Origin of the sequence: Paraglaciecola sp. (assembly GCF_051252315.1) — a bacterium.
In the GTDB taxonomy this organism is placed as follows: Bacteria; Pseudomonadota; Gammaproteobacteria; order Enterobacterales; family Alteromonadaceae; genus Paraglaciecola.
Window position 1 is genome coordinate 1 of the sequence record NZ_JBPOFP010000049.1, and the last position, 25,717, is coordinate 25,717.

Annotated in this window: 27 protein-coding genes; 10 read left to right on the forward strand and 17 right to left on the reverse strand. The window is 39.1% G+C overall.

Translation table 11 applies throughout. The features are described from left to right. From ACSHXM_RS11300 to msrQ, 6 genes are all read left to right on the forward strand, one after another. The coding region (locus tag ACSHXM_RS11300; RefSeq protein ID WP_435688874.1) for an endo-1,4-beta-xylanase at positions 1-1,896 on the forward strand (1,896 nt) is incomplete at its 5' end. A 582-nt stretch (positions 1,897-2,478) separates the two neighbouring features. Continuing rightward, positions 2,479-2,697: a hypothetical protein gene (locus tag ACSHXM_RS11305; protein ID WP_435688875.1), complete on the forward strand. Its 219-nt coding sequence runs from the start codon at positions 2,479-2,481 to the stop codon at positions 2,695-2,697. Between the two features lie 3 nt (positions 2,698-2,700). Continuing rightward, complete coding sequence (yfbR, locus tag ACSHXM_RS11310; protein WP_435688876.1) at positions 2,701-3,309, forward strand: 5'-deoxynucleotidase; 609 nt, start codon at positions 2,701-2,703, stop codon at positions 3,307-3,309. Positions 3,310-3,375: 66 nt separating this feature from the next. Further along, on the forward strand, positions 3,376-4,722 hold the full coding sequence (locus ACSHXM_RS11315) for an anti-phage deoxyguanosine triphosphatase (RefSeq protein WP_435688877.1): 1,347 nt from the start codon (positions 3,376-3,378) through the stop codon (positions 4,720-4,722). 107 nt (positions 4,723-4,829) lie between these two features. Beyond that, on the forward strand, positions 4,830-5,837 hold the full coding sequence (gene msrP / locus ACSHXM_RS11320) for a protein-methionine-sulfoxide reductase catalytic subunit MsrP (protein ID WP_435688878.1): 1,008 nt from the start codon (positions 4,830-4,832) through the stop codon (positions 5,835-5,837). Between the two features lie 2 nt (positions 5,838-5,839). Next, a complete protein-coding gene (gene msrQ, locus ACSHXM_RS11325) occupies positions 5,840-6,460 on the forward strand; it encodes a protein-methionine-sulfoxide reductase heme-binding subunit MsrQ (protein ID WP_435688879.1) in 621 nt (206 codons plus the stop codon). 114 nt (positions 6,461-6,574) lie between these two features. Here the strand turns inward: msrQ and ACSHXM_RS11330 are convergent, their stop codons facing one another. From ACSHXM_RS11330 to ACSHXM_RS11345, 4 genes are all read right to left on the reverse strand, one after another. Further along, the gene (locus ACSHXM_RS11330; RefSeq protein ID WP_435688880.1) at positions 6,575-7,750 is read right to left on the reverse strand and encodes an AGE family epimerase/isomerase; all 1,176 of its coding nucleotides are present in this window, start codon (positions 7,748-7,750) and stop codon (positions 6,575-6,577) included. Then, entirely contained in the window at positions 7,740-8,699 is a 960-nt protein-coding gene (locus ACSHXM_RS11335; RefSeq protein WP_435688881.1) for a carbohydrate kinase family protein, read from the reverse strand. Before ACSHXM_RS11335 ends, ACSHXM_RS11330 begins: the two co-directional genes overlap by 11 nt. 69 nt (positions 8,700-8,768) lie before the next feature. Next, positions 8,769-10,148: a 3-keto-disaccharide hydrolase gene (locus ACSHXM_RS11340; protein WP_435688882.1), complete on the reverse strand. Its 1,380-nt coding sequence runs from the start codon at positions 10,146-10,148 to the stop codon at positions 8,769-8,771. 12 nt (positions 10,149-10,160) lie between these two features. Beyond that, positions 10,161-12,485 carry a GH92 family glycosyl hydrolase gene (locus tag ACSHXM_RS11345; RefSeq protein WP_435688883.1) on the reverse strand — a complete coding sequence of 775 codons (2,325 nt, stop codon included), beginning with the start codon at positions 12,483-12,485 and terminating at the stop codon, positions 10,161-10,163. A 256-nt stretch (positions 12,486-12,741) separates the two neighbouring features. Between ACSHXM_RS11345 and ACSHXM_RS11350 the strand changes: the two genes are divergently transcribed. From ACSHXM_RS11350 to ACSHXM_RS11365, 4 genes are all read left to right on the forward strand, one after another. Further along, on the forward strand, positions 12,742-13,644 hold the full coding sequence (locus ACSHXM_RS11350; protein ID WP_435688884.1) for a helix-turn-helix domain-containing protein: 903 nt from the start codon (positions 12,742-12,744) through the stop codon (positions 13,642-13,644). 169 nt (positions 13,645-13,813) lie between these two features. Beyond that, entirely contained in the window at positions 13,814-13,984 is a 171-nt protein-coding gene (locus tag ACSHXM_RS11355; protein WP_435688885.1) for an MFS transporter, read from the forward strand. Positions 13,985-14,269: 285 nt separating this feature from the next. Continuing rightward, complete coding sequence (locus ACSHXM_RS11360; protein WP_435688886.1) at positions 14,270-14,650, forward strand: hypothetical protein; 381 nt, start codon at positions 14,270-14,272, stop codon at positions 14,648-14,650. 85 nt (positions 14,651-14,735) lie between these two features. Further along, positions 14,736-15,212 carry a YchJ family protein gene (locus tag ACSHXM_RS11365; protein ID WP_435688887.1) on the forward strand — a complete coding sequence of 159 codons (477 nt, stop codon included), beginning with the start codon at positions 14,736-14,738 and terminating at the stop codon, positions 15,210-15,212. A 38-nt stretch (positions 15,213-15,250) separates the two neighbouring features. Here ACSHXM_RS11365 and ACSHXM_RS11370 read toward each other — a convergent pair whose 3' ends face one another. The 13 genes from ACSHXM_RS11370 to yceD all read right to left on the reverse strand — a co-directional run bounded on the left by ACSHXM_RS11370 (position 15,251) and on the right by yceD (position 25,651). Next, positions 15,251-16,015, reverse strand: coding sequence for a TatD family hydrolase (locus ACSHXM_RS11370; protein WP_435688888.1), 765 nt, complete (start codon positions 16,013-16,015; stop codon positions 15,251-15,253). A gap of 18 nt (positions 16,016-16,033) precedes the next feature. Further along, a complete protein-coding gene (gene holB / locus ACSHXM_RS11375; protein ID WP_435688889.1) occupies positions 16,034-16,927 on the reverse strand; it encodes a DNA polymerase III subunit delta' in 894 nt (297 codons plus the stop codon). A gap of 3 nt (positions 16,928-16,930) precedes the next feature. Next, positions 16,931-17,557, reverse strand: coding sequence for a dTMP kinase (tmk, locus tag ACSHXM_RS11380; RefSeq protein ID WP_435688890.1), 627 nt, complete (start codon positions 17,555-17,557; stop codon positions 16,931-16,933). Positions 17,558-17,568: 11 nt separating this feature from the next. Next, entirely contained in the window at positions 17,569-18,564 is a 996-nt protein-coding gene (gene mltG, locus ACSHXM_RS11385; protein WP_435688891.1) for an endolytic transglycosylase MltG, read from the reverse strand. After that, positions 18,551-19,405 carry an aminodeoxychorismate lyase gene (pabC, locus tag ACSHXM_RS11390; protein WP_435688892.1) on the reverse strand — a complete coding sequence of 285 codons (855 nt, stop codon included), beginning with the start codon at positions 19,403-19,405 and terminating at the stop codon, positions 18,551-18,553. Before pabC ends, mltG begins: the two co-directional genes overlap by 14 nt. Positions 19,406-19,488: 83 nt before the next feature. After that, positions 19,489-20,727 (reverse strand): beta-ketoacyl-ACP synthase II, encoded by a 1,239-nt coding sequence (gene fabF / locus ACSHXM_RS11395; RefSeq protein WP_435688893.1) that lies wholly within the window; start codon positions 20,725-20,727, stop codon positions 19,489-19,491. 79 nt (positions 20,728-20,806) lie between these two features. Then, positions 20,807-21,046, reverse strand: coding sequence for an acyl carrier protein (gene acpP, locus ACSHXM_RS11400; RefSeq protein WP_435688894.1), 240 nt, complete (start codon positions 21,044-21,046; stop codon positions 20,807-20,809). 168 nt (positions 21,047-21,214) lie between these two features. Then, on the reverse strand, positions 21,215-21,952 hold the full coding sequence (gene fabG, locus ACSHXM_RS11405) for a 3-oxoacyl-ACP reductase FabG (RefSeq protein ID WP_435688895.1): 738 nt from the start codon (positions 21,950-21,952) through the stop codon (positions 21,215-21,217). 23 nt (positions 21,953-21,975) lie between these two features. Then, positions 21,976-22,902 carry an ACP S-malonyltransferase gene (gene fabD / locus ACSHXM_RS11410; protein ID WP_435688896.1) on the reverse strand — a complete coding sequence of 309 codons (927 nt, stop codon included), beginning with the start codon at positions 22,900-22,902 and terminating at the stop codon, positions 21,976-21,978. A 30-nt stretch (positions 22,903-22,932) separates the two neighbouring features. Then, positions 22,933-23,892, reverse strand: coding sequence for a beta-ketoacyl-ACP synthase III (locus ACSHXM_RS11415; RefSeq protein WP_435688897.1), 960 nt, complete (start codon positions 23,890-23,892; stop codon positions 22,933-22,935). Positions 23,893-23,895: 3 nt separating this feature from the next. Beyond that, positions 23,896-24,921, reverse strand: a complete 1,026-nt coding sequence (plsX, locus tag ACSHXM_RS11420; RefSeq protein WP_435688898.1) for a phosphate acyltransferase PlsX — start codon at positions 24,919-24,921, stop codon at positions 23,896-23,898. Positions 24,922-24,939: 18 nt separating this feature from the next. Next, entirely contained in the window at positions 24,940-25,110 is a 171-nt protein-coding gene (rpmF, locus tag ACSHXM_RS11425) for a 50S ribosomal protein L32 (protein WP_235314500.1), read from the reverse strand. 10 nt (positions 25,111-25,120) lie between these two features. After that, positions 25,121-25,651, reverse strand: a complete 531-nt coding sequence (gene yceD / locus ACSHXM_RS11430) for a 23S rRNA accumulation protein YceD (RefSeq protein WP_435688899.1) — start codon at positions 25,649-25,651, stop codon at positions 25,121-25,123. Between the last annotated feature and the right edge of the window lie 66 nt (positions 25,652-25,717).

Genomic DNA, 25,717 nt, shown 5'->3' on the forward strand with positions numbered 1-25,717 from the left:
ATGAAAATGGATGCTATGCACCCATCTGAAACTACTTTTAACTTTACTAAAGCCGATGCATTACTTAGCTTTGCTGACGCTAATAACTTAACTGTGCATGGCCATGTATTAGTTTGGCATAGTCAAATACCTGATTGGATGAGAAATTTTTCCGGAGACACAAACACTTGGGTTGCCATGATGGAAAATCATGTAACAACCATCGCAACACGATACGCTGGTCAGCTTGAAACGTGGGATGTTGTAAATGAAGCGTTCAATGAAGATGGTACATATAGAGGCTCGGCTGCTGGTGATGATTCTGTATGGTATACAAATATAGGTGAATCATTTATTCCGAAAGCCTTTACTGCCGCTCGAGCTGCTGATGCTGATGTAGATTTATACTATAACGATTATAACCTGATTTGGAATAATGATAAATTAGATGGTGTTATTAATATGGTCAATGATATGCAAGCTAATGGTGTACCCATTGATGGAATAGGCTTCCAATCTCATATTACAGTTAATAGCCCTGACATCAACACAATAAAAACACAGTTTCAAAAAGTGGTTGATATACGCCCAAAAATCAAACTTAAGATTACCGAGCTTGATGTGCGTATGAACAATGAAGGTGGTGCAGCTTTAACTAAATTTACAGCTGCTAGAGCTGAAGTGCAAAAGCAATATTATTTTGATATTGTCCAAGCATACTTAGACATTGTTCCTGAAGATCAACGAGGCGGTATTACTGTTTGGGGAACTAATGATGGGGATAGTTGGTTACAAAGCTTTCCTGCACCTACAGTAGAATGGCCATTATTATTTAATGATGATTTTACGCCTAAGCCTTCTTTACAAGGTTTCGCTGACGCATTAGAAGCTGCAAACTTAGTTGATCCCGTTGACCAGGTTGATCCAGAAACGCCTGATGATACAGACACTCCTACTGCATTCTTTAAAACAGATTTTGAAACTGATCTTGATTCATGGGGAAGCCGTGGTGATGCAACAGTAACATTAGAAACCACCGAAGCACACGCTGGTAACAATAGCGCTTTAGTTGTAGGACGTACGGCTAATTGGCAAGGTATATCAAAAAGTGTTGTAGGCTTATTCAGCGCTAGTGAAACTTATAACGTTTCAGCATGGGTTAAGTTATCTGATGATGCTAGTACAGTTACGCCTAGCATAAAGCTAACGCTAGAAATAAACCACGGTGAAGGTGACGGTACCACTGAATACCTTGAAATGACGACTCCTCTAACAGTAAGTGCAGGTGATTGGGTGGAACTAACAGGTACTTACACCCATACGATATCAACCGTAGCAAACTCTGCTAATCTTTATGTTGAAGCAAGTGAAACAACAGTTGACTTTTATGTTGATGATATTTCTATAGCACCGTCTACGCCTGTTGTTGAAGATCCAGTTGGTCCTGCTGAACTTATTGTTGATGGTGATTTTGAAGATGGCCTTGGTTCATGGGGCGCTCGAGGAGATGCAACAGTCACATTAGAAACTGCTGTAGCACACGCTGGTACTAATAGCGCTTTGGTTGTAGGACGTACAGCTAATTGGCAAGGTGTATCAAAAAGTGTTGTAGGCTTATTCACAGCGGAAGAAACTTATAACGTTTCAGTATGGGTTAAGTTATCTGATGATGCTAGTGCCGTTAAACCTGACATAAAGCTAACGCTAGAAATAAACCACGGTGAAGGTGACGGTACCACTGAATACCTTGAACTGACAGCTCCTGTAACAGTAAGTGCAGGTGATTGGGTGGAACTAACAGGCACTTATACGCATACGATATCGACCGAAGCAAACTCTGCTAACCTTTATGTTGAAGCAAGTGAAACCACAGTTGATTTTTATGTTGATGATATTTCGGTAACATTGGCGGAATAATATATATAAAAAGGGAGAGCTTAATCTTTCCCTTTTCATCTTATACCAATCCACATAAATAAGTGCTCACTCAGCGAGAGTTTAAAAGTGCTTAAACAAGGCGCATGACTGAATGAATAGTTGTTCTCTTTCGAAGTCATGCAACGCAGAGTAGGCCCTTTTAAAACTCGCCTGAAAGGAATGCCCCAGCGGGTTTTGCTTTGCGTTCTCGCCATTTGAAAGGGAGCAACCATTACTGCATAGCGACACCTTAATCAAAATCCCACTGGATGCATTCTGAGTGGTCACTTATTTATGCGGATTGGTATTAGCTAAGTCATTAGCACTCGCACCTTTTTTGCCGGGAGAATTGAATCATCGAAGGTCATGATAGACATTGATCAATGTCGTGATTTTGCGTATAGCGGCGGTTTATTTAGACGAGGAACGCTACGGCAGAAAAGCTTGTGTACGCCCAGCATGAGCATAAACTAATGAGGTGAGAAGAAAATATTCATTCATAAAAATGAATTCCCTTCTCCAGCAATATATTTAAACGCTCTAGACGCAAATCTTCAAACTGATGAATTGTATGTCACTGATATGGGCACAGTATCATTTATGCGTAATGAAAATGGTAAGTTGTGGCCATTAGATGGGTATGAATCATTAAAAATACTAAACAAAGGTCAAATATATGCCATTTCACATTCAACTAAAGCATGTTATTTTGAAATAGCATTTTTATCCCGCGTATATTTGCTAACGTCAGTTTCACAAAACATCGCTAAGTTTTTCTCTCATTACAAACAGGTCAACTAGTTCATGAGCCTACACACTATCAAAAGTCATTTTTTCGCCCATTTATCTCGCATGAAATTAATCAACCGTTGGCCGCTTATGCGTAATGTACGCACTGAAAACGTCCAGGAGCATAGTTTACAAGTAGCCATGGTTGCCCACTCACTAGCGCTAATTCGTAACAAATATTTTGATGGTAAGTTAGACCCAAATGAAGTCGCAACTATTGCCATGTTTCACGATGTATCGGAGGTAATTACTGGTGATCTGCCTACGCCAGTTAAATACTCAAACCCCGTGATCCGCGACGAATATAAGAAAATCGAAAAGTTAGCTGAAAAAAAGTTAATCAATATGGCACCTGAAGATTTTCATGATGATTATGCCAAACTCATCGATCATCATTACCATAGTGATGACATCGCCTTTATTGTCAAAGCGGCCGATGTGATCTGCGCCTATTTAAAGACATTAGAAGAATTGTCTGCAGGTAATAAAGAATTTGAACTAGCTAAAAAACGACTTGTTCAATTGTTAAAGGACTATCATTCAGAAGAAGTGGATTATTTTATGAAGGCATACGTGCCTAGCTTTAGTTTAAGTCTGGATGAAATCACCCAAGAAGATTATTAACGGCTTGATTTATATGACTAACTTTGTTCAGATGTTTAATACATAACCTAATAAGTTAATACCTCAATGAACCCTTGGACCAGCAGATTTCTAGAGAAGAAAACCGAAAGAGAAGGTGATCACCGTACTCCTTTTCAAAGAGACAAAGCACGAATTTTACATTCTGCAGCTTTTAGAAGGCTCCAATCCAAAACTCAAGTGTTAGGTGTTGGTATGAGCGATTTCTATCGTACGCGCCTCACCCATTCCCTAGAAGCCTCTCAAATTGGGCAAGGAATAGCCGCACAATTAAGAGGTAAATACCCAGCATTAACTAAACAGTTAGGCCTCAACGATATATTAATTGAAGCACTGTGTTTAGCACATGACATAGGTCACCCACCCTTTGGCCATGGTGGTGAAGTAGCACTAAATTATATGATGCGTGAGCATGGCGGATTTGAGGGTAACGGTCAGACCTTTAGAATTGTCACTCGCCTCGAACCATACACTGCTGACGCTGGCATGAATTTATCCCGTCGTACCTTACTAGGTTTAGTTAAATACCCTAACTTTATCGATAACTTAACTAACCAAGACGCGATATCAACAGAACAAATCAATATCAACAAAAGGCAAATAAAAGCCCAACAATGGCATCCACCTAAAGGTTTATATCAATGTGACCAAGACATTTTTGAATGGTTAGTAGATCCTCTAAACGAGTCTGATAAGCAACACTTCTCAAGTATCACTCACTCAGAAGCTAGCCCAAATAATGCCAAACATCATAAAACACGCTTTAAATCCTTCGACTGCTCAATAATGGAATTGGCAGATGACATTGCCTACAGTATTCATGATCTCGAAGACGCCATTGTTATGGGAATTTGTAATCAACAACAGTTTGAACAAGAAGTGGTTAAACCTATCAAAAAGTTAGGCGAAGGTTGGTTAAGTCAGCATATAGTAGAGCTTTCACAAAAACTATTTAGCAATGAACATCACCAACGTAAAGATGCCATTGGCGCCTTAGTGAATTGTTTCATTACCAATATTGAAATTAATGAAGTCGACTCTAAATTCTCTGACGAGTTATTAGTATTCAATGCCGTGTTCCCTGCCCTTTATCAACAATGTATTTCAGTATTTAAACGTTTTGTTTTCCAAAGAGTGATCCTAAAACCAGAATTACAACTATTAGAATACAAAGGTCAACAAATTGTGATGGAGTTATTTGAAGCTTTTAGTTCAGATCCGCTACGATTATTGCCAGACAACACTAAAACAAGATGGCTCGAAGAGGAACAGAAAAACAATGGCCATAGAGTAATTTCTGATTACATAGCTGGCATGACTGATGGCTTTGCCTCAAAACTGTATTCCACTTTGTTTATGCCAACCAGCAATGCGAATCAGGATTCATTAGGTTGAGTTAAGTTAAGCCAATGAAAGCTGTGATACTTTTGTTATGTAATGATTAGGAATTCCCTTAGGTCTTTGTATAAAGAGACCATTAAAATTCAACTGGGTAGGTTGTGATGCTTATTAAACAAGTTAAAAATAGTGACATAAAGGAAAGCCAAGTAACAGACGAAGCCGTTTTTAATAATCGTCGACAAATCTTAAAAACCATGGGGTTTATTGGAGCAGGCTCGTTACTATCCAGTACAAGCAGTCATGCTTTCAATATATTTGGCAGCGATGACGAAAGTCAGTTATTTAAAACTAATGCTCTTAAATTTACTCAACCTGCACAATATGCCTCCTCTGAAAAACTGACCCCAGAACAAAAGGTCATTAGCCATAATAATTTTTACGAATTCGGCACCAGTAAATCCGATCCAGTAGCCAATGCACAAAACTTTAAAGTGGATCCGTGGAGCTTACAAATTGATGGCCTAGTTGAAAAACCCATAACCTTTAACTATGAAGACTTGTTTAATAAGTTTGAATTAGAAGAACGGACATATCGCCTTAGATGTGTTGAAGCTTGGTCAATGGTGGTGCCTTGGATTGGCTTTACTTTAGCTAGCATTATAAAACAAGCCAAACCGTTAAGTTCAGCCAAATATGTGGCTTTTGAAACTTTGCACGACCCTTCACAAATGCCGGGCCAAAAAAGCCGATTTACTGGTGGTGGAATCGATTATCCCTACGTTGAAGGTTTAAGGTTAGATGAAGCCATGCATCCCCTTACACTTATGTCTGTAGGCTTATATGGAAAAACTTTACCTCCTCAAAACGGAGCACCTATACGACTCGTAGTACCATGGAAGTATGGTTTTAAAAGTATAAAGTCAGTGGTAAGAATACGCCTCACGGACAAAAAGCCCCCAACTACATGGAATCAATTAGCACGTAACGAATATGGCTTCTATGCGAATGTAAATCCAGAGGTAGACCATCCCAGGTGGAGCCAAGCCAGTGAGCGTAGAATAACCTCTGGCGGATTGTTAACCCGTAATCGCATCCCTACTCTAAAATTTAATGGATACGAAGAAGTCGCGCCACTTTATGCTGGGTTAAATTTAAACAAGCACTACTAACTATGCCATTAATTAAACCCCTGCATATTACTTGGGCCAAAGTGATTATTCATTTCGCTAGCCTTTTACCTGTTTTAATTACGTATTATCAGGCTATTAACGATGAGTTAGGAGCGGATCCAGTTGAAGCTATTTTACATTTTACCGGCATTGGCGCGTTCAATTTACTTTTGTTATCCCTATGCATCTCGCCTTTAATTAAAAAAAGTAAACAGCCATTGTTTATTCGTATTAGGCGATTGTTAGGTTTATATGCTTTTTTTTACGCTGCATGTCATTTGACGAGTTACATATTATTCGAACTTCAACTTGAATGGTCATTACTCATTTCAGAGATCATCAAACGTCCTTACATCACAGTGGGTTTTTTAGCCTTACTGATCTTAACCACCTTAACCTTTACTTCAACTAAAAACATACAGAGAAAAATGGGCAGAAAGTGGCAAAAAATACACAACTGGGTGTATGTAGCTGGAGGACTTATCGCGCTGCATTTCATATGGTCAGTTAAGTCTAACCTGACGGAACCTTTAATTTATTGGGCCATTTTACTTATTCTACTAAGTACTCGACGACATAAATTCACCCGTTATTTAAAACGTAAGCCACTGACAAATAAATAATTCCACATAGGCAGCCTTTATCTATACCCTTTAGGCAAAATAGATTTATTGCTAGTCTCAAATAGTTAAGCCTAGTGTTTAAATGATACGTTAAAGGGTCCGTTATAGGATGCGCTAAAGGATCCGTAAAACATCCCAGCAAGCTCCAATAGTGTGGTAATCACATTTACCACCGGCAGTAGACTTTTGCTCAGAATACTTTTTATTATCAGCGGTTAATACTCTAAACCAAGCACCGTATTCATGATCAACCATATGTAGCCAAGCGTAATCCCAAATGCGGTCATACCAAACTGAATAACATTCCTGGCCTGTTACTTTGAACAAACGTGCAGCCGCCGCAAAAGATTCGGCTTGCACCCAAAAGTATTTATCATCATCACAAATCTTACCTTTTGGAGAAAATCCATAATAAATACCGCCATTTTTTTCATCCCATGCGGTATCCATTGCCCTATTAAACAAACTTTCAGAACGTTCAATCATCCAAGCTTCAGGTTTGTGTTGGTGTAGTGTTAATAAAAGTTTTGTCCACTCGGTTTGATGACCGGGTTGAAAACCCCAAGGACGGTAAAGGTTTTTAGGATCGTCTTTATTAAAATCCCAGTCAATATCTAAGGTTTGGGTAAAGTGTTCCCAAATTAAACCATCCGACTTATCGGCAAGTGTAACGGAGACCGTTTTAGCTAATTGGTAGGCTCGTTGTAAATATTTGTCGTGACTGGTGGCTTCGTAGGCAGCAATAAAGGCTTCGCAACTATGCATGTTGGCATTTTGTCCACGATAGGTAGACACCTCTTGCCAGTCTAGAGTGGCTTCATCGGCATATAAACCTATGCTCTCATCCCATAGTCTTTGTTCCATAATAGAAAACGCCGTTTCTATATCCTGTACCGCACCTTTAATACCAACTTGTGCAGCGGCTGAAAAACTCAAAACAACAAAAGCCAGACCATAACAATGATTAGTTTGATCATCAGGCTGATGGTTTTCAGCTAATGTCCAATTGTACCCCTGTCGCGTATTATCCCAGTGTTTCTCTCGAATATAATTCACACCATGTTGAGCTAAGGATAAATATTTTTCATCACCATAGAGTTCATAAGCTTTACTGAATATCCATACCATACGACAACTGGATACGAGATGTCTGTTAGAAGGTTCAAACACACTGCCGTCGTCCATAAAGTTATGAAAAAAGCCGCCCGTCTCATCTTTAATATTTGGTAAATAGAAATCCAAAATCGATTGAATATGGCTACGTAAAAACTCTTTGTTGCTAAAATTCATAGAAACGCTCAACTTCACTAAATTGGGGAAATGCAGGAAAAGCACCTTGTCTCGACACAGCCAAAGCACCACATTGGCTGGCAAATTCAACCAAACCTTTAAGATTTTCAATATTGTCCAAAGCTTGTCCAGCTGACTTGCTTAAACCAAACAAAACGGCACCAATGAAGGCGTCACCACCACCGGTAGTATCGACAGCTTTTATCCCAGGAGGCTGAATACATAATCGAGAATTAGCTGTAATAATTTGGACAGGATTGGCACCATCCGTGATCAATATCACTTTAACCTGATGGGAAAAACAGGCTTTTATATAAACCGAAATCTGGCCATCACACAGATAGTCAATTTCTTCCTTAGAAAATTTAACGATATGGCTTTTGTGCACTAAAGCCGTCACCCGTTCTTTGTCTGCTTCACCACTTTGCCATAAATTATGTCTAAGATTAACATCAAAACTAATCGTACTTTGTTGTTGCACAGCTATGTCTACAAATTCGTTTGTGACTTCAGCTATGGCGGAATGTGTCAAAGTATTACTACAAAAATGGAAGATACTGGGCTGGGCCAAACATAGAGGGTCAATTTGAGACTTTTCAAACACTAAATCAGCGGTAGCTTCACGATGAAAAGAAAAAGTTCGTTCTCCTTGTTCATCTAAAAATACAAAAGCTAAGGCTGTTTTAGCTGTTGGATGAATATAGGTGTATGAAGTATCAACCCCATAACTTTCTAATGCGTCAATGATAAAATGGCCAAAAGGATCATCGCCAAGTTGCCCAACAAATTTCGCATTACCACCTAATTTAGCCACAGCTACCGCGGCGTTAGCGGGTGCACCACCAGGAAATTGAGTAAATTGATTAAGTGACAATTTCCCTTCTTTTGATGTGGCGGTATTTAGAAAATCAATGATTGCTTCACCAAAACATATTACGGCTTGACTCATTTGAAACCTCTTAGCGGAAAAACAAGGGTGAATTCAATCCACCCAATAAAAAATGATCAATAAACAGTTTTATAAACTACGCACTTTTATAGATCGAAAACGCACTTCATCACCGTGATCTTGCAATATGATTGGCCCTTTTTCCCTCTGACCAAAATTTGGCCACTTTGCGTATTTACTGTGTTGCACTAACGTTTTAAAAATCTGACTGCCACGTGGATACTCCACTACTTTTATATTGTTTAACCAATGCTCTACCCTGTTCCCTTTCACGACTATCCGAGCGCGGTTCCAATCTCCAATCGAGTTCACTCTTTTAGTACTACGAGTTAGCTCACTCAAATTACGTGCCGGGATCAAATCGTACAATGAACCTATAGTGCGGTTACCTTTATGGCCTTTTTTTGCATCCGGGTGTTTCTTATCATCTAAGATTTGAAATTCCAAACCAATGGCAGCGCCTTTTTCCTTTAAAAGGTTAGGATCGACAAAGTATTTAATGCCGGAGTTAGCTCCAGCGGTAATTTTAAAATCGACTTCCAGTTCAAATTCAGAAAATTCTTGTAGCGTAACAATATCACCGCCATTACGGGTACTGCCGCCACCAGATGAATAAATGACTAATTCTCCATTATCAATGTCCCATCCTTTTTGAGGAAAATCTTTTAATTTAGTGCCTTTCCAACCATTTGTGGTTTTGCCATCCCACAACAATGTCCAGCCTTCACTTTGCTGTTTAGCCGATAGTTGATTAGGTAAGTAATTTATCTCCTGCACTTCTGAAGGCGTATACCAGTGGTTATTGTGGAGGTCTTCAGTGAGGATCCTTGGATTACGAAACCTTACCTTTGTGCCTTCGAGATTTTTATTCTTTATGCTGTGTACTTGAAAAGCAATAAACCCAGACTGATAGCCCTCCTGATTATCTAATACATCTGCGCATGCAACCTTATTCACCCAAGTCCGTATTCGATTATGGATCGCTTCTACTCGGTAATGATTCCAGACGTCTAGATTAAACGCATTTTGACAGGCTTCATTACGTGTCACGGCATATAGCCAGCCACGCTTCGCTTCTTCGAAAACACCACCACTCCATTTACGATCACTGGTGTCAATTTCCATTTGGTATCCATGCACCCGACCATTGTTATAATCAGTTAAGGATTGACTGCGAAATTGGATCCCTGAATTAAGTCCAGCATCGATTTTGATTTCGGTTTCAAAAATAAAATCACTGTAATCCTGTTTGGTAGTTAAAAAACTGTTAGGTTCACCTGACTTTGATTCGCCCACTATCACGCCATTGTCAATGGTAAACTTAGCCTTTCCGCCTAACTGTTGCCAATTAGATAAATCTTTACCGTTGAATAATGATGTCCAATCAGCCGCTTGCACACTCAATGACATGCATAGTGATACGACTGATAATACTGTTAACTTTTTCATTCAATGTTCTCTTTAGTTTAATTTTGGTGTACTGGACATTTCTAATTGTAAAATGCCCCCAGAGATAATTTCTTCATGTGTCAGATAATGGCGCGATAATACTTTGCCATTTAAGGTTACTTTTTTAACGTACGGGTTTGCGTCTGAGTTGTTAAACACTTCAATGACAAACTGTTTTCCCGAATAATATTCAGAGTCTAACTCAATCGTTATACGGTCAAATACAGGGCTACCAATTTGGTAAATGGCATCTTTAGTGGTGCCTCCATCGAGTTGGAATAAACCAATTTTCATCAATACTGACAAAGATCCCATCAAACCTTGATCTTCATCACCATTAAATCCCTGACTTTCGGATACGTCGCTATAAACCTTATTTATCACTTCACGAGACCACTTCTGGGTAAGATGCGGTGCGCCTAGTTGATTAAAAATAAAAGCGGTTTGAATAGAAGGTTGATTACCATAATTAACCGGAACACGACGGTTAGTTTCATCGGTTTCTTGATCATGAGCGTTTCCAGCAGTAAAGCCTTGTAATGACGCAGTTTCAAAAGCTTGATTTAATTTTTCAATCGCTTTGTTTTCGCCTCCCATTAGTTCGGATAAACCTGAATAATCTTGTGGCACAAACCAAGTCATTTGTGACGCATTAGACTCTACAAACCCCACACGATAATGATAAGGGTCAAAATCAGCTAACCATTTACCATGTATATCTTTGGGGCGCATAAAACCAGTTTCGTTATCAAAAAGATTACGGTAATTTTGTCCGCGATTTAAGAAATATTTGGCATCCTCAGTTTTACCTATGGCCATTGCCAATTGTCCTAATGTCCAATCTTGAAACGCATACTCTAAGGTTTGCCCAGCGCCATCTTGATGGAATGCTTTGTTTTTCTTTGGCAATGGATAAGGAACATAACCCCGCTGCATATAATATTCGAGTCCGCCTGAATAACTACTGTCATGTTCGTAGCCCGCCCGCCCCATAGTTCCGCCGCTCATATGGTTCTTTTTAAGCCCTTCATAAGCCAACTCAATATCAAGATCACGAATACCCTTCATGTAGTTGCTCACAAAAAACGGAGTGGCTTGCGCGCCTGTCATGACGTGGGTGTAATTTCCCCCTGACGGTCCTCTAGGTATATACCCGCCATCTTGATACATTTGTAAAAATGAACGAGAAAAGTTTGAAGCGACCTTTGGATAAACCAGTGGCCATAATGTTTGAATGGTCCATTGAGCTCCCCATAATGAATCTGAATTATGATGGGTAAACTGCGGTATTTCCTGTTCATCCAAAGGTAATTGTTTTACTAAACGGGTTTCAGTTGTTTGATCTGAATACCTACCATCGGCATCAGAAATGATACGCCGACCTTGTAAGCTATGAAATAAGTCAGTGTAAAAGCGGACTTTGGCTTTTTCATTTGCAACTTCTACTTTTATTTTTGATAACCAATCATTCCACTCGTTACGAGACGTTTGTACTACTTGATCAAAATCCCAATGGGCTAATTCTGAATCAAGATTACTTTTAGCACCTTGTTCGTCCACATAAGAAATTGCGACTTTCATTAATAAAGGGTTAGCTGAATCCACAAAATCTAAAAGCACAGCCCCTTTTAGTTCATGTAAATCACTTACATCAGTATTGGTTTCAATATAAAAATAGATGGGTGTGGGTCTAGGTCGACGTCTGGTAGGTTGATTCACTACATAACCACTAAATGTTCGTTTGTTTACCTGGGTAAACGCCCCTTTTGTGAGATCAACCGGGCCAAATTTCCCTTCTAGATCAAACAATATTTGTCGATTTTCACTGGTGGCATAGGTATAACGATGAAAACCAACACGTGTAGTGGAAGTAAGCTCTACGTCTATGGCATATCTGTCTAAAGTTAATTTGTGATAACCGGCTTTGACGGTTTCGGTGTCATGGGAAAACGCAGAGTAATAATCATCTCGAATGTCATTAATCGAGTTTTCAGAGGAGACAGGCATAACCGATAAGCCGGACAACTGCCAAGCATGTACATGATTAAAACCTTTAACTTCAAGGGTGTTGTAGCGATAACCACTTCCCCATGCGCCATTTATTTCAGTGTCAGGACTTAGATTCACCATACCAAAAGGACGCGTTGCAGAATTAAAATAAAACCAACGAGAATTTGCCGAATCTAACCATGGCCAAACATAATCTACCGGGTCACTTAATCCCTGTGTTTGAACGGAGCCATCACCTATTTCAGTTTTATGCTGTATTTCTTTTGGCAATTTATTACAAGCACCTAACAAACAAGCAACAAGCAGTAGTAAAACCTTTTTTGTCATAATTCATAGACCTTAGGTATTTATATTCATTTCATTCTTTCATGAATTGTTAGACGAGGCGTATTTAAACATTATTAACGACGTTAAAAATTGATTTCTTTATCAATTTTACATACTCCAATAATAAGCTTTCGCTTTAGAAAACTTGGCATGTATTTAGATTCTACCTCATAGGTTCACGACTAAAATGGTAAGTATTGCCAATATTTTGTGATAGGTTGTAATTTCTTGTAAAGACAACACTGATAAAACGTGAATGAAAAAGAATAAAACACCACCGGATTATTTGCGCTGGAACACGTCATTAGAGGGCCAACAAGGTAAAGTCACACGAAAATGGTTTGGTGATGAACTTCAGCCACAATCTCTAATGACCATTAGAGGTATTGGTATTTACGAACCCATGGTAAATGCGAATGTTGATAGACCCTATGGTACCGGCGACTGGTTGATCATGTTGTTTCACCATCCCGCACGACTCGATCAACAACAAAATACCGCTTCGGTTCCGGCCAATACCTTAATGATTTGGCCAACAGGTACAAAACAGTTTTTTAGTTGGGCGACAAAACCAGGTGTGGAATTACATTCATGGATGCACGTTGAGGGCACTTGGGTTGGTTTACAAATTGATGATAATTTATTACCGGTAAATACGCCTCTGACATTAAGCGATGACTCAATCATGCTCTCTCATCTGCAAAGCATGATGGACGAGATGGTTAATCCTTCACAACATGATCCCATTATTTTACAAAACCTTTTTCAAAACTGGGCACGCTCCATCGCAAAACAATTAGACACAAAAAATCCAATCATGAAAATTCCTACTGGTTTTTTGGCAGTAAAACACTACCTTGATCAACACTTTAATGAACCGATAGTTTTGGATGATTTAGCTGGGTTAGCTGGCGTTTCTAGAAGTTATTTATGTCATCAATTTAAATTCTTTTTTGATACGAATATAAGCCAATATGTTATCCGTAAACGTATGGCCATAGCTCAACGATTATTATTCAATGCCCAAATGAGACTTGGTAGTATTGCCGTGGAAGTGGGTTACCCTGATATTTACCAGTTTTCAAAACAATTTAAAAAGACGTTTGGCGTTTCTCCAAGTAAATATCGCGCTCAACAACAAAATCAAAGTATTGATTAAGGTCACCAATAAATTTTTAATAAATATCTCGCTCCCTGTTTAAGAATAAACACTCAAATTAAACAAATACATAATATTGCTTGGTAGAAAATCACATAAATTTGTAGCGGAAATATTTTTGAAAAGTGTACGCTCAAAAGGACAAGGAGTTGGAACTGGCACTCATTAGGTGCTTGCAGCTATCATTACCTTAGTCATGCCTTACTTTTTAATTGTATTCGAACCTAATCAAATATTTTTGTTTTTTACCTTCATGATGGTTTTACAATTAGTATTTGTTATTAAGTTAATGCCTGAAACAAAAGGCAAACCCCTAGAAGAAATAAACTCTCGCATATAACTACTCATGTAATTGCTGCATTCATACCTTGCAATAGTGTGCGTGCAGCAATAATCAAAAACCTATGCGCCTGCTTAGTTTTATGGAGCGCGAGATTAATCAACAACGCTGCAAGCGCTTTTTTATAGAGCTATTAGCTTTTTGAATATCAAAGCCACTTAGCTAGTTCATCACACTTCTGTATAAAAATTAGCTAAAAATAGAAAAAAACACTTGCATGATTATTTATACAGTACTACTGTATATCCAACCACTGTATATAACATCACTACTGAGAATTAAATTATGGCAAGTGTACATGCAATTTCACATAACGCTCTTCCCTCTTCTAGCTTAAATGTATCGGTTAATGGATCAAAACAGTTTGCTAAACAAGACTATTTGTCACCACAAAAATGGACATACTTACTAGCAAATACAATTCGATTTAGTGAGAAAGAAACGTGCAGTATAAGACTTCCTAAACCAGAGCAATCCGTTTTAATTGGCTGGTTAGATAAGATTGTCACCAGTGGTCAATGTTCACGTTTGTTTGTTGAACAACTGGCTTTAGATGAAGTGAGCTTTAAACGCCTTAAACAACTTTGTAATGAACACAATGTGACATTGATTAACTTGCTACACCAAGAAGATCTGCAAAATAATGTGGTTCATGGTCCATGGTAAAGATCTATTCTGAAAATGATTTGACTCTCTCAACAGAGATCCTCTAGGCTGAACCATCCATTCAGCCAAGACTTATTTTTACTATATGCGTGACTTACCCTCCCAATGTTATTGTGGCAACTCGTTATCCTTTACGACTTGTTGCCAACCTTTTCTTCAAAACTTAGCACAGCCCTCGAATGCAGAAGCGTTAATGCGATCTCGTTTTAGCGCATACGTGTTGGAAGATTTTGATTACATATTAAAAACCTATGGAAAAGAACAACGTAAAGACTTAACCAGCCTTACGCTTCAAAAAAGCGCTGAAGGTACCCAATGGTTATCTTTAGATGTGATCCAACATGTTGCAAATGACTATACTGCACAAGTCGAGTTTAAAGCTTATTACAAAGTTGATAAATTATTTTATGTAATGCACGAATTATCAGATTTTGAATTAGAAGATAACCAATGGTATTACACCACTGGCACTATGTTAGAAGGTACAGGAGAGATAAAACCGCAAAGAAACGATCCCTGCCCTTGTGGCAGCAGAAAGAAATTTAAGAAGTGTTGTAGTTAATGGTGAATATAGTTAATTAAGGAAATTAGATAGTTAAGTTATTTCACCTTAAACAAATCATAAAAGTTTTGAGTGGTCACTTTTGCTAGCTCATCTACAGATATACCTTTTAGCTGAGCTATAAACTCCCCTACTTCACGTACGTAACCCGGTTGGTTCTTTTTACCGCGATACGGCACGGGGGCAAGCCAAGGAGAATCTGTTTCTATGAGTAACTTTTCCAGTGGGATTTGTTTTACCACCTCTTGTAATTCAGTAGCCGTTTTAAAGGTTACTATGCCTGAAATAGAAATATAGAAACCTAACTCTATTGCAGCTTGAGCCATTGGCCAATCTTCCGTAAAACAATGGAGTACACCTGTTGTTTCAGGGGCTTTATGTTCTCTTAACAAATTTAATGTATCTTCTTTGGCATCGCGAGTATGAATAATCAAAGGTTTGTTCAATTGGTTGGCCACTTTAATATGATCAACAAATGATTTTAGCTGCACTTCTTTGGTTTCGGCGCTATAAAAATAATCTAAACCTGTTTCACCAATCGCCACAACTTTTTCACTATCGGCCATCGCCAACAGCTCATTAAATTCACACGCTTCTTCTTGATGTAATGGATGTACGCCACAGGATACTGACACATCATCAAAATCATCTACGGCTTTTAACATACTTGGATAATCGTTAACCGACACACATACACATAAAAAGTGCTCTACACCTCTATTACGTGCAAATTTAAGAACTTCAGCTAATTCTTCAGGTGATTTATCTAATCTATCTAAATGGCAGTGTGAATCTACAAACACGAAAATTTCCTAATGACTTTATCTAATGTTGATTTTTGAAACCTGAGTCAGTAACTCAGTAATTAATAATAATTTGTTTACACCGGGATTTTGTAAAATCCCCGAGGTTTTTATGGCTTGTTCATTTAATCTAAATAAAATAACTTGATCAGCTTTCACTTCTTCAAATTGCTCTCGGATCCAAAACTGTAGCCACTTTAGTACTTTTTCAATATGTTCTTGCCAACTAGCAGCTAGAGCAACGGCTGTTATGTGCCCCGAGCTAAGCGCAGTTAAACCTTTAGTAAAGTCATGAAAGGTGAATCCTTGTTCCTGCTCTAGTTCGGCTAATAATGCTAATGGGCGAGAAGAAAACAACTTTGCAAAGTTGCGGTCTATCTCACCGTTAAACTGTGTAGCGACCCAATTAATACACATATCTAAATCAGGAAGAGGTAACACAAGCTTTTCACATCGGCTTTTAATAGTGGGTAATATACGTTCTGTCTTGTCAGTGGTCAGTAACAAATAAGTATGTGCTGTCGGTTCTTCTAAAGTTTTTAAAAGCGCATTGGCACTAGACTCAGTCATTGAATCTGCCTGCTGAATAATAAGAACCTTGGCACCAGACATTTGAGCCGACCCCGTCAACTTTTTAATAGCGTCTCTAATTTGGTCAACGCCTATCTGTTTTTCTGACTCAACTAGATGTAAATCAGGGTGAGTCCCCGATTGATATAACATACATGCTTGGCAAGCTCCGCAAGCTGTACCATGTTGACGTTTTGCACACAATAAAAGTTGTGCTAACTGCTGAGTAAAATACGTTTTTCCTAAGCCGGAGGGACCTTGAATTAACATAGCATGATGTAGCTTTGTTGCCGCCAACCGTGCACTGAGTTGGGTAAATGTAGAAGCTAACCAAGGATACACGACTTACCCCAAAAACTGCTGAATGGCTAATTTGATGTCTTTATGAACATCCTGCATATCTTGCATAGTATTTATCACCACACAATTCTTATCTTGTTTTGCCATTGCCAGATATTTATCTCTTGTACGTTCAAAGAAACTTAAATCTTCTTGTTCTATTCGATCTAATTCTCCACGACCTTTGGCACGTTTTAACCCTTCTTTAGGTTCAACATCTAAATACAAGGTAAAGTCGGGTTCGAACCCATTAAGGGTAATGGTACGTAACGATTCGATCATATCCGAATTAATTTTTCTACCACCACCTTGGTATGCTCGTGATGACATATCATGTCGATCACCCAACACCCAATGTCCTTGTTCAAGATTAGGTAAGATCACATTTTTTACTAATTGCACTCTAGCCGCGTACATCAATAAAAGTTCAGCTTCCACTGTTACTTTTTCATCTTTCCAATCACTCTTGACGCATTCGCGAATGGCCTCAGCCATAGCCGTTCCACCTGGTTCTCGAGTGTTAACTAAAGTATGTCCTGCTGACGTTATAGCATCACTAATAATAGAAACCGCAGTGCTTTTACCTGCGCCTTCTAATCCTTCGATAACGATAAACTTACCTTTTGTTTGCAAAATCGGCTCTCTTACTTCTTTAATTGATATTTTCTCACTGCTAAGTTGTGCTCTTGCAATGTTTCTGAAAACTTGTGTGTGCCGTCTCCTTTGGAAACAAAATAGAGATCATCTGTTTCCATTGGATTGAGCGCTGCATCTATGGCTAATTTACTTGGCATAGCAATAGGTGTTGGAGGTAGACCTTTAATCACATAGGTATTGTAAGCGGTACGGGTTTTTAAATCTTTACGTCTTATATCACCATCAAAACCTTCGCCCATCCCATAAATTACAGTAGGATCGGTTTGTAAACGCATATTTTGATTCAGTCGATTAACAAATACGCCAGCTATTCTAGGTCTTTCTGCTGCGACCCCCGTTTCTTTTTCTACAATTGAAGCCATAATTAACGCTTCATAAGACGTTTCGTAAGGTAGATCTAATGCTCTATTTAGCCAAGCTTCATCTAAATACTTTTGCATGTCTTGATAAGCTCGCTTCACAACATTAATTGCAGGTGTATTTTGGGTAAAGGAATAGGTATCGGGTAGCAATAACCCTTCTAAAGAGGTGTAAGGCAAACTTTTTAAAAAAGTATCAGAATCTCTTGATAAAGAGGTCTTTGCAGTTAGTTTAGGATCACTGGCTAACTTCGACATCCAATCTTTCCAACGTAAACCTTCTACCAAACTAATTGAAAACTGGATCTCTTTACCACTTGAAAATAGTTCTAAAAGCTCTAGCCCTGTCATGCTTGGCAACAACTCATAGGTGCCAATTTTCACTTTAGTTAAGTCAGGTTGTAATTTAAGCCTTACCTTTAATCCTATGTTTTGTTCTATTACACCTGTGGTTTTTAATCGATTAAGCAAACCTTTGGCAGACTGGCCTGATTTAACTTGAAACATAGTGGGCTGTTGAACATTAATAGGGTTATGAACCCCTTGTTCAAAATAATACAAAGCGGCGCAAACACTCAACCCGCATAAGAGCACTACAAATAATAAATATTTAATTAGTTTCAATAGATTTCACCGAAGTGTGATTTATTTGATTCAGCCAAGACTGGATCAATCTAGTTTGTTCATTAGATTGTATTGTTATCTTTACATCTTCATTTTCTTTGCACCAATGACTCACAGGCACCACTTTCATTAACGAATTACAAATAAACATCTCTTGCAAATTAGCTAAGTCTGGCAAGGAATGCTGAACAATATTCACATCTAAGCCATTGTTTTTCATAAGACTAATCACTTGGTTTCGGATCACCCCTTCTACCCCACTGTTTGACAGGTCAGGCGTGTACCATACATCATTACTTTTCCAAAACACGTTTCCTACCGACGTTTCTACTAACGCTCCGTCTGTGTCGAAAACCAACGCATCAGGAAACTCAGTGGCCCCTAAATGTTGTTTTATTAAAACTTGCTCTAATCGATTTAGATGTTTAATACCCGCCAAAATAGGTTGTTTTGCTAATAAAATGGGACTTACCGTAAGCGCTAACCCGTTTAATTGCCAAGCTTGGTAGTGTGCTGGGATTTCATGATGAGTAATAATAAATTTAGGCTGACGACACCCTTGAGGTGAATACCCTCGCCCGCCAGCTCCTCGACTGATGATAACCTTCACCACACAATCGTATTTATCACTAACAGATTGATTAATTTGTGCTTCTAGCGTTTTCCATTTGGAAAATTCTAAATAAAGAATGCCGCAAGCTTTTTGTAATCGTTGAATGTGCTGCGCTAAAAACTCTAAACATCCATTTCGAAATGCTATGGTTGTAAAACAGCCATCACCGTACTGAAGGGCTCGGTCTGCAATGTCAATATCGGTTTGATAGCGACCGTTTACAATCATGTAATTAAGGCTCCGTGAAATAAAAAGACTCGGATAAATCCGAGTCCCATGTTAACAGACCAATATTTTATTGAAAAACCAGTTTAAGCTTTTTTAAACAATAAAGAGCCGTTTGTACCGCCAAAACCAAAAGAATTACATAAAGCATATTCCATGGTCTTTGGTTTGGCTTCGTGGGCTACAAAATCTAAATCACAGCCTTCACCAGGATTATCCAAGTTAATGGTAGGTGGCGCAATTTGGTCTCGTAGAGCCAAAATAGTAAAAATGGCTTCTACAGAGCCTGCAGCACCCAATAAATGCCCGGTCATTGATTTCGTAGAACTCACTAACAATTCTGATGCATGTTCGGCAAAAACACTTTTAACTGCAGCGACTTCTGCTACATCTCCAGCGGGAGTTGAAGTGCCATGTGCATTAACGTAACCAATTTCACTAGGGCTAATGTTTGCATCGTTGATCGAATTTTGCATCGCAGCAGCAGCGCCTTCTCCGTCCACTGGAGGAGATGTCATATGGTGTGCATCTCCACTCATACCAAAACCAACTAATTCTGAATAGATAGTTGCCCCACGAGCTATAGCACTGTCATAGTCTTCTAGCATGACAACACCGGCTCCTTCACCTAAAACAAAACCATCACGATCCTTGTCCCAAGGACGACTGGCTTTTTCAGGTTCGTCATTACGATTAGATAATGCACGTGCTGCAGCAAAACCACCAATCCCTAACTCGCAAACCGTAGACTCAGCACCGCCACATATCATTGCGTCTGCGTCACCATAGGCGATCATACGCGCCGCCACACCGATATTGTGAACACCCGTAGTACAAGCCGTCACTACGTTAATATTTGGACCTTTTAGCCCTTCAAATATACTAAAAAATCCAGAAACCATATTAGTTATTGTAGCGGGGACAAAAAATGGAGATATTTTTCTTGGACCTGATTCCAGCATTCGACTGTGATTATCTTGAATTAAACCTAAACCACCGATACCAGAACCAATAGCAACACCGATTCTAGAGGCATTTTGCTCAGTTACTTTAATTCCTGAATCATCTAAAGCTTGTTTTCCAGCAGCAATACCTAACTGGATAAACCTATCCATTTTTTTAGTTTCTTTTTTGGGAATATATTTTTCAACGTCGAAGTTTTTTACTTCACCAGCAAATCGAGTTGAAAAGGCACTTGAATCAAAAGATGTAATTGGTGCGATACCGCTTTTTCCGGCAAGAATGTTTGTCCAAGAAGATTCAACATCATTGCCAACAGGAGAAAGCATGCCAAGACCAGTCACTACAACGCGACGTTTGGACACATTGGACTCCGACTATAGATAGATAAAAATAAATGAAAAAAAAACGGCTCAGAATGAGCCGTTTTAGTATTAATTAAGCTTACGCGTCTTTATTAGCGTTAACATAATCAACTGCTGATTTAACAGTTGTGATTTTTTCTGCTTCTTCATCAGGGATTTCAGTATCAAACTCTTCTTCAAGAGCCATTACTAATTCCACAGTATCAAGTGAATCAGCACCTAGGTCGTCAACGAAAGAAGCTTCAGACTTTACTTCTTCTTCTTTTACGCCCAATTGTTCAATGATTATTTTTTTAACGCGTTCTTCGATGTTGCTCATAATTCTAGTTATCCTTCAAAGTGGCTAGATTCAAATTTGCGGGTAGTGTATTCAGCTAAGTTGATGCTTGCAAGCAAGACAATCAACTTTTCTTCTGGTCTTACCACTCTCCGTATAAAAAATTGTCTCATTAATGTTTGGCATCACATGTAATACCAAAATAATGAGTTACCCCATATGCATGCCGCCATTGACATGTATCGTCTCACCGGTGATATATGCTGCACTATCACTGGCTAAAAAACCTACCGTTGCTGCGATCTCTTTAGGATCACCTAAACGGTTAGCTGGAATATCTTTAAAAATACTTTCTTTTTGCTCATCGGTTAATGATTTAGTCATATCTGTATCAATAAAACCAGGTGCAACAACATTAACCGTGATGCCTCTTGAAGCAACTTCACGAGCCATAGATTTACTGAAACCAATCACCCCCGCTTTAGCCGCAGCATAGTTGGCTTGTCCAGCGTTACCAGTACTACCAACAACTGAGCCAACATTAATGATACGACCTTTACGCTTTTTCATCATGCCACGTAAAACTGCTTTTGACATTCTGAAGATAGAAGTCAGGTTGGTATCCATAATATCTTGCCATTCGTCATCTTTCATACGCATCAACAAGTTGTCTCGCGTAATGCCGGCATTGTTGATCAAAATGTCGATTGCACCATGATTATCTTGAATGTCTTTAAGCAAGTTTTGCATAGAATCAGCATCAGATACATTTAGTACCTTACCCGTGCCATTTTCTCCTAAATATTCGCTAATCGCCTGTGCACCATTTTCTGATGTTGCAGTACCGATTACAGTCGCGCCGTCTGCCACTAACTGCTCAGCAATAGCACGTCCAATCCCTCTACTTGCACCGGTAACTAACGCAATGCTGCCATTTAAATTAGACATAGTTTCTCTCTATCTATTGTTTATTATTTTAATGAACTAACAGCTTCAACCGTGTTGATTGCTTGTCCACTAAGACTTTTGTTTATACGTTTTACTAAACCCGTTAATACCTTACCTGGACCAACTTCTAGTAATGTTTCAACTTCTAGTTCTGCTAATTTGTTAACAGTTTCGGTCCAACGAACAGGACTATATAATTGTTGAACCAGTGCTTTTTTAATGGCTTGAGGATCAAGTTCCATCGCTACATCAACATTATTGATTACCGGTACTTTAGGTGCATTAAAGGTGATTTCATTGAGTAAGGTCGCTAATTGATCAGCTGCCGGTTTCATTAGTGCACAATGAGACGGCACACTAACTGATAATGGCAAAGCACGTTTGGCGCCTTCTGTTTTACATAAAGCAGCAGCCTTTTCAGCAGCATCTTTATTACCAGCGATGACCACTTGACCTGGAGAGTTAAAGTTCACCGCAGCGACAACTTCACCTGAGTCTTTTTGCGCCTGCTCACAACTACTAATAACTTTATCGTCATCTAAACCAATGATTGCATACATAGCACCTACACCGGCAGGAACAGCTTGTTGCATAAACTGGCCCCTAGCTTCAACCAATTTTACTGCATCAGAAAAATCAATAACGCCTGCACAAACTAATGCCGAATACTCGCCCAAACTATGGCCTGCAACGTAGGCTGGAAGTTCAACGCCACATTCTTGTAACACCTTAAATATTGCAAAACTTGCTGTTAATAGTGCGGGCTGGGTGATATGAGTTTGATTCAGTTTATCTTGGTCTTCATTCACAACTTGCCATAAGTCATATCCTAAGGCATCACTAGCTTGTTTAAACGTTTCTTCAATCGTAGTGTACTCGGCAGCTAATTCGCTTAACATGCCTAATGACTGGGATCCCTGACCGGGAAATACCCATGCTTGTTTACTCATATTATTTTCTCGTGTTTTTTATACTTAATGCTAATACTTTACTAAAGCGGATGCCCAAGCAAACCCGCCTCCGAAAGCTTCTAACAGCAGGTTTTGACCACGTTTAATACGTCCATCACGGATAGCCGTATCAAGGGCAGTAGGAACTGTCGCAGCCGAAGTATTTCCATAACTTTCAAGGGTTACAACAACCTGATCTAACGACATATCAAGTTTTTTAGCAGTCGCTTTAATTATTCTGAAGTTTGCTTGATGTGGCACTAACCAATCTAAATCTGACTTTTGCATATTGTTTGCAGCAAGGGTTTGTTCAACCACTTCACTAAGTTTAGTGACAGCTACCTTAAACACTTCATTACCTTTCATTGAACCCCAGTTTTCATGAACTGATGCTTCATCACCTCTTGATGGGTTTCCTACTTTAAGTAAATCACCATATGAGCCTGCGGCATGAATATGTGTAGATAAGATCCCTGGTTCTTCACTGGCCTCGATAATAGTTGCGCCAGCTGCATCACCAAACAAAATCACCATAGTGCGATCTTCAGGATTAACAAGACGTGTTAAACAATCAGTACCAACAACTAAAACCCGTTTCATCATGCCTGATTTAATATACTGATCTGCAACACTTAAGGCATAACAATATCCGGCACACGCAGCGGCAACATCAAAAGCGGGAATACCGTCACACTCCAACGCTTTTTGAATTTCACATGCTGTACTAGGTAAAGCATTACGCCCACTAGTTGTAGCGCATACGATCATGTCTAGAGAGCTAGCATCAATGCCTGCGGCTTCAAGGGCCTTTTTACTCGCTTCAACTCCCATAGTCGCAGCAGTTTCATGCTCGCCTATGATCCGTCTTTCTTTAATACCAGTGCGATCGGTGATCCATTCATCTGTTGTATCAACCATATTGGCCAAGTCTGAATTAGTTCTTACTTCACTTGGGTAATAACTGCCCGTACCAATTATTTTGGAATTCATTTATTAGTGGCGCTCCATTAATACAGCTTCAATTTTATCTTTTATTTTATCGGGTACTTGCATCTCGGCTTCTCTCACCGCTTGACGTATAGCATACAAAAAAGCTTCTGATGATGCATTACCGTGGCTCTTAACCACAATTCCGCGCAATCCTATCAGACTAGCCCCATTATACTGGTCGGGCTTCATCTTAGTATAAATAACCTTTAATAAAGGCAAGGCTATGGCGGCTAATATTTTACGCCACCAGTTTTGTTGCGAAGCGGTTTTTACTTCTTGGATCACAAAACTAGCCAAACCTTCCCATGATTTCAATGCGATATTCCCAACAAATCCATCCGTTACGATTACATCTGCTTTTTCAGTAAAAATATCATTACCTTCAACAAACCCAATATAATTTATTGCTTGTGTACTCAATAAGCTACTTGCAGTTTGTTTGACTTGGTCATTGCCTTTAATGTCTTCAACGCCAACATTTAACAATGCTACTTTGGGTTTTGGGACATCATCAACTTGTTCTGCTAAGACTGAACCCATTACAGCATATTGAAATAAAACTTCTGAATCACAGTTAACATTGGCACCTAAGTCTAATAAATATACTCTGCCATTATCTGCCACAGGCACTTTTGAAACCAAGGCAGGTCTATGTATACCTGGTAACGTTTTTAAAACGTAAAAAGCCATGGTTAACAACGCTCCGGTATTACCGGCACTGACACAAGCATCCGCTTGTTGTTCGTTAACGAGATCTAACATACGGCGCATTGATGATTGTTTCTTTTGTCGAAACGCTTGGGTGGGTGATTCATCCATCGCCACTGATTGTGGGCAGTCAGATGTCACTATGCGAGTTTGTAATGTAACAGGTAATGTATTGACCCATTCAGACATAATAGTCTGAGGACCGCATAAAATAATTTTTAGATGAGGGAATTCTTGCAGCGCTTTTTTGGCCGCGGGTAAAATAATATGGGGGCCGTGATCGCCCCCCATGATATCTAACGCTATGGTTAGATGGCTCAAAGACTTGTCTCTTTTAAATTAAAGAGATAAAACTTTTTTGCCTTTATAGTAACCATCAGCGGTCACGTGATGACGAACATGTGTCTCACCTGACGTTGAATCTACAGATAAAGTCGCAGAACCTAGCGCATCATGTGAACGACGCATGCCACGTTTTGAACGAGCTTTTTTACTTTTCTGTACAGCCATTACTTTACTCCTAGTCTCGCTTAAGTTCTTTCAAAACCGCGAACGGGTTTGGACGTTCATTTACCGGTTCAATTTTTCCAAAGCTCATGTTATCACGCTTTTGATTACAATCCTTCTCTGCATGAAGGGCTACAATCGGCAATGATAAAATCAGTTCGTCTTCAAAAATTTGAAGTAAATTGACTTCTCCGTGGTCATTGACCTCTACCGGTTCGTAAATATCCGGTAACTCTACTTTATCATCTTCTTTTTCAGAACTCTGCATTGGACTGAAACAAAAGGATACATCAATTTGATGTTCAAAAGCTTCGTTACATCTTTCACAAAGAAGTGAAGTTAAACATGCCATATGACCTTGAAAATAAGTAAGACCCTGCTCGTCTTTTAAAAACTTTACTTCAACATCTACTTCTTCAGCAACGTTAACAACTGACTCAAGCAAGCGAGGCATGTCTGCTGTTGCCATAACACCCCGATACTCGGAACGTTTGTTGGCACTTTTGACAGGATCAACCTGCTTGGGTAATTTCACTTTCTGCATAGCGCGCGCATAATATAGAGTTAATGCGAGTTAGTCAAAGAAAATATGCATACAATAACAGGTGGT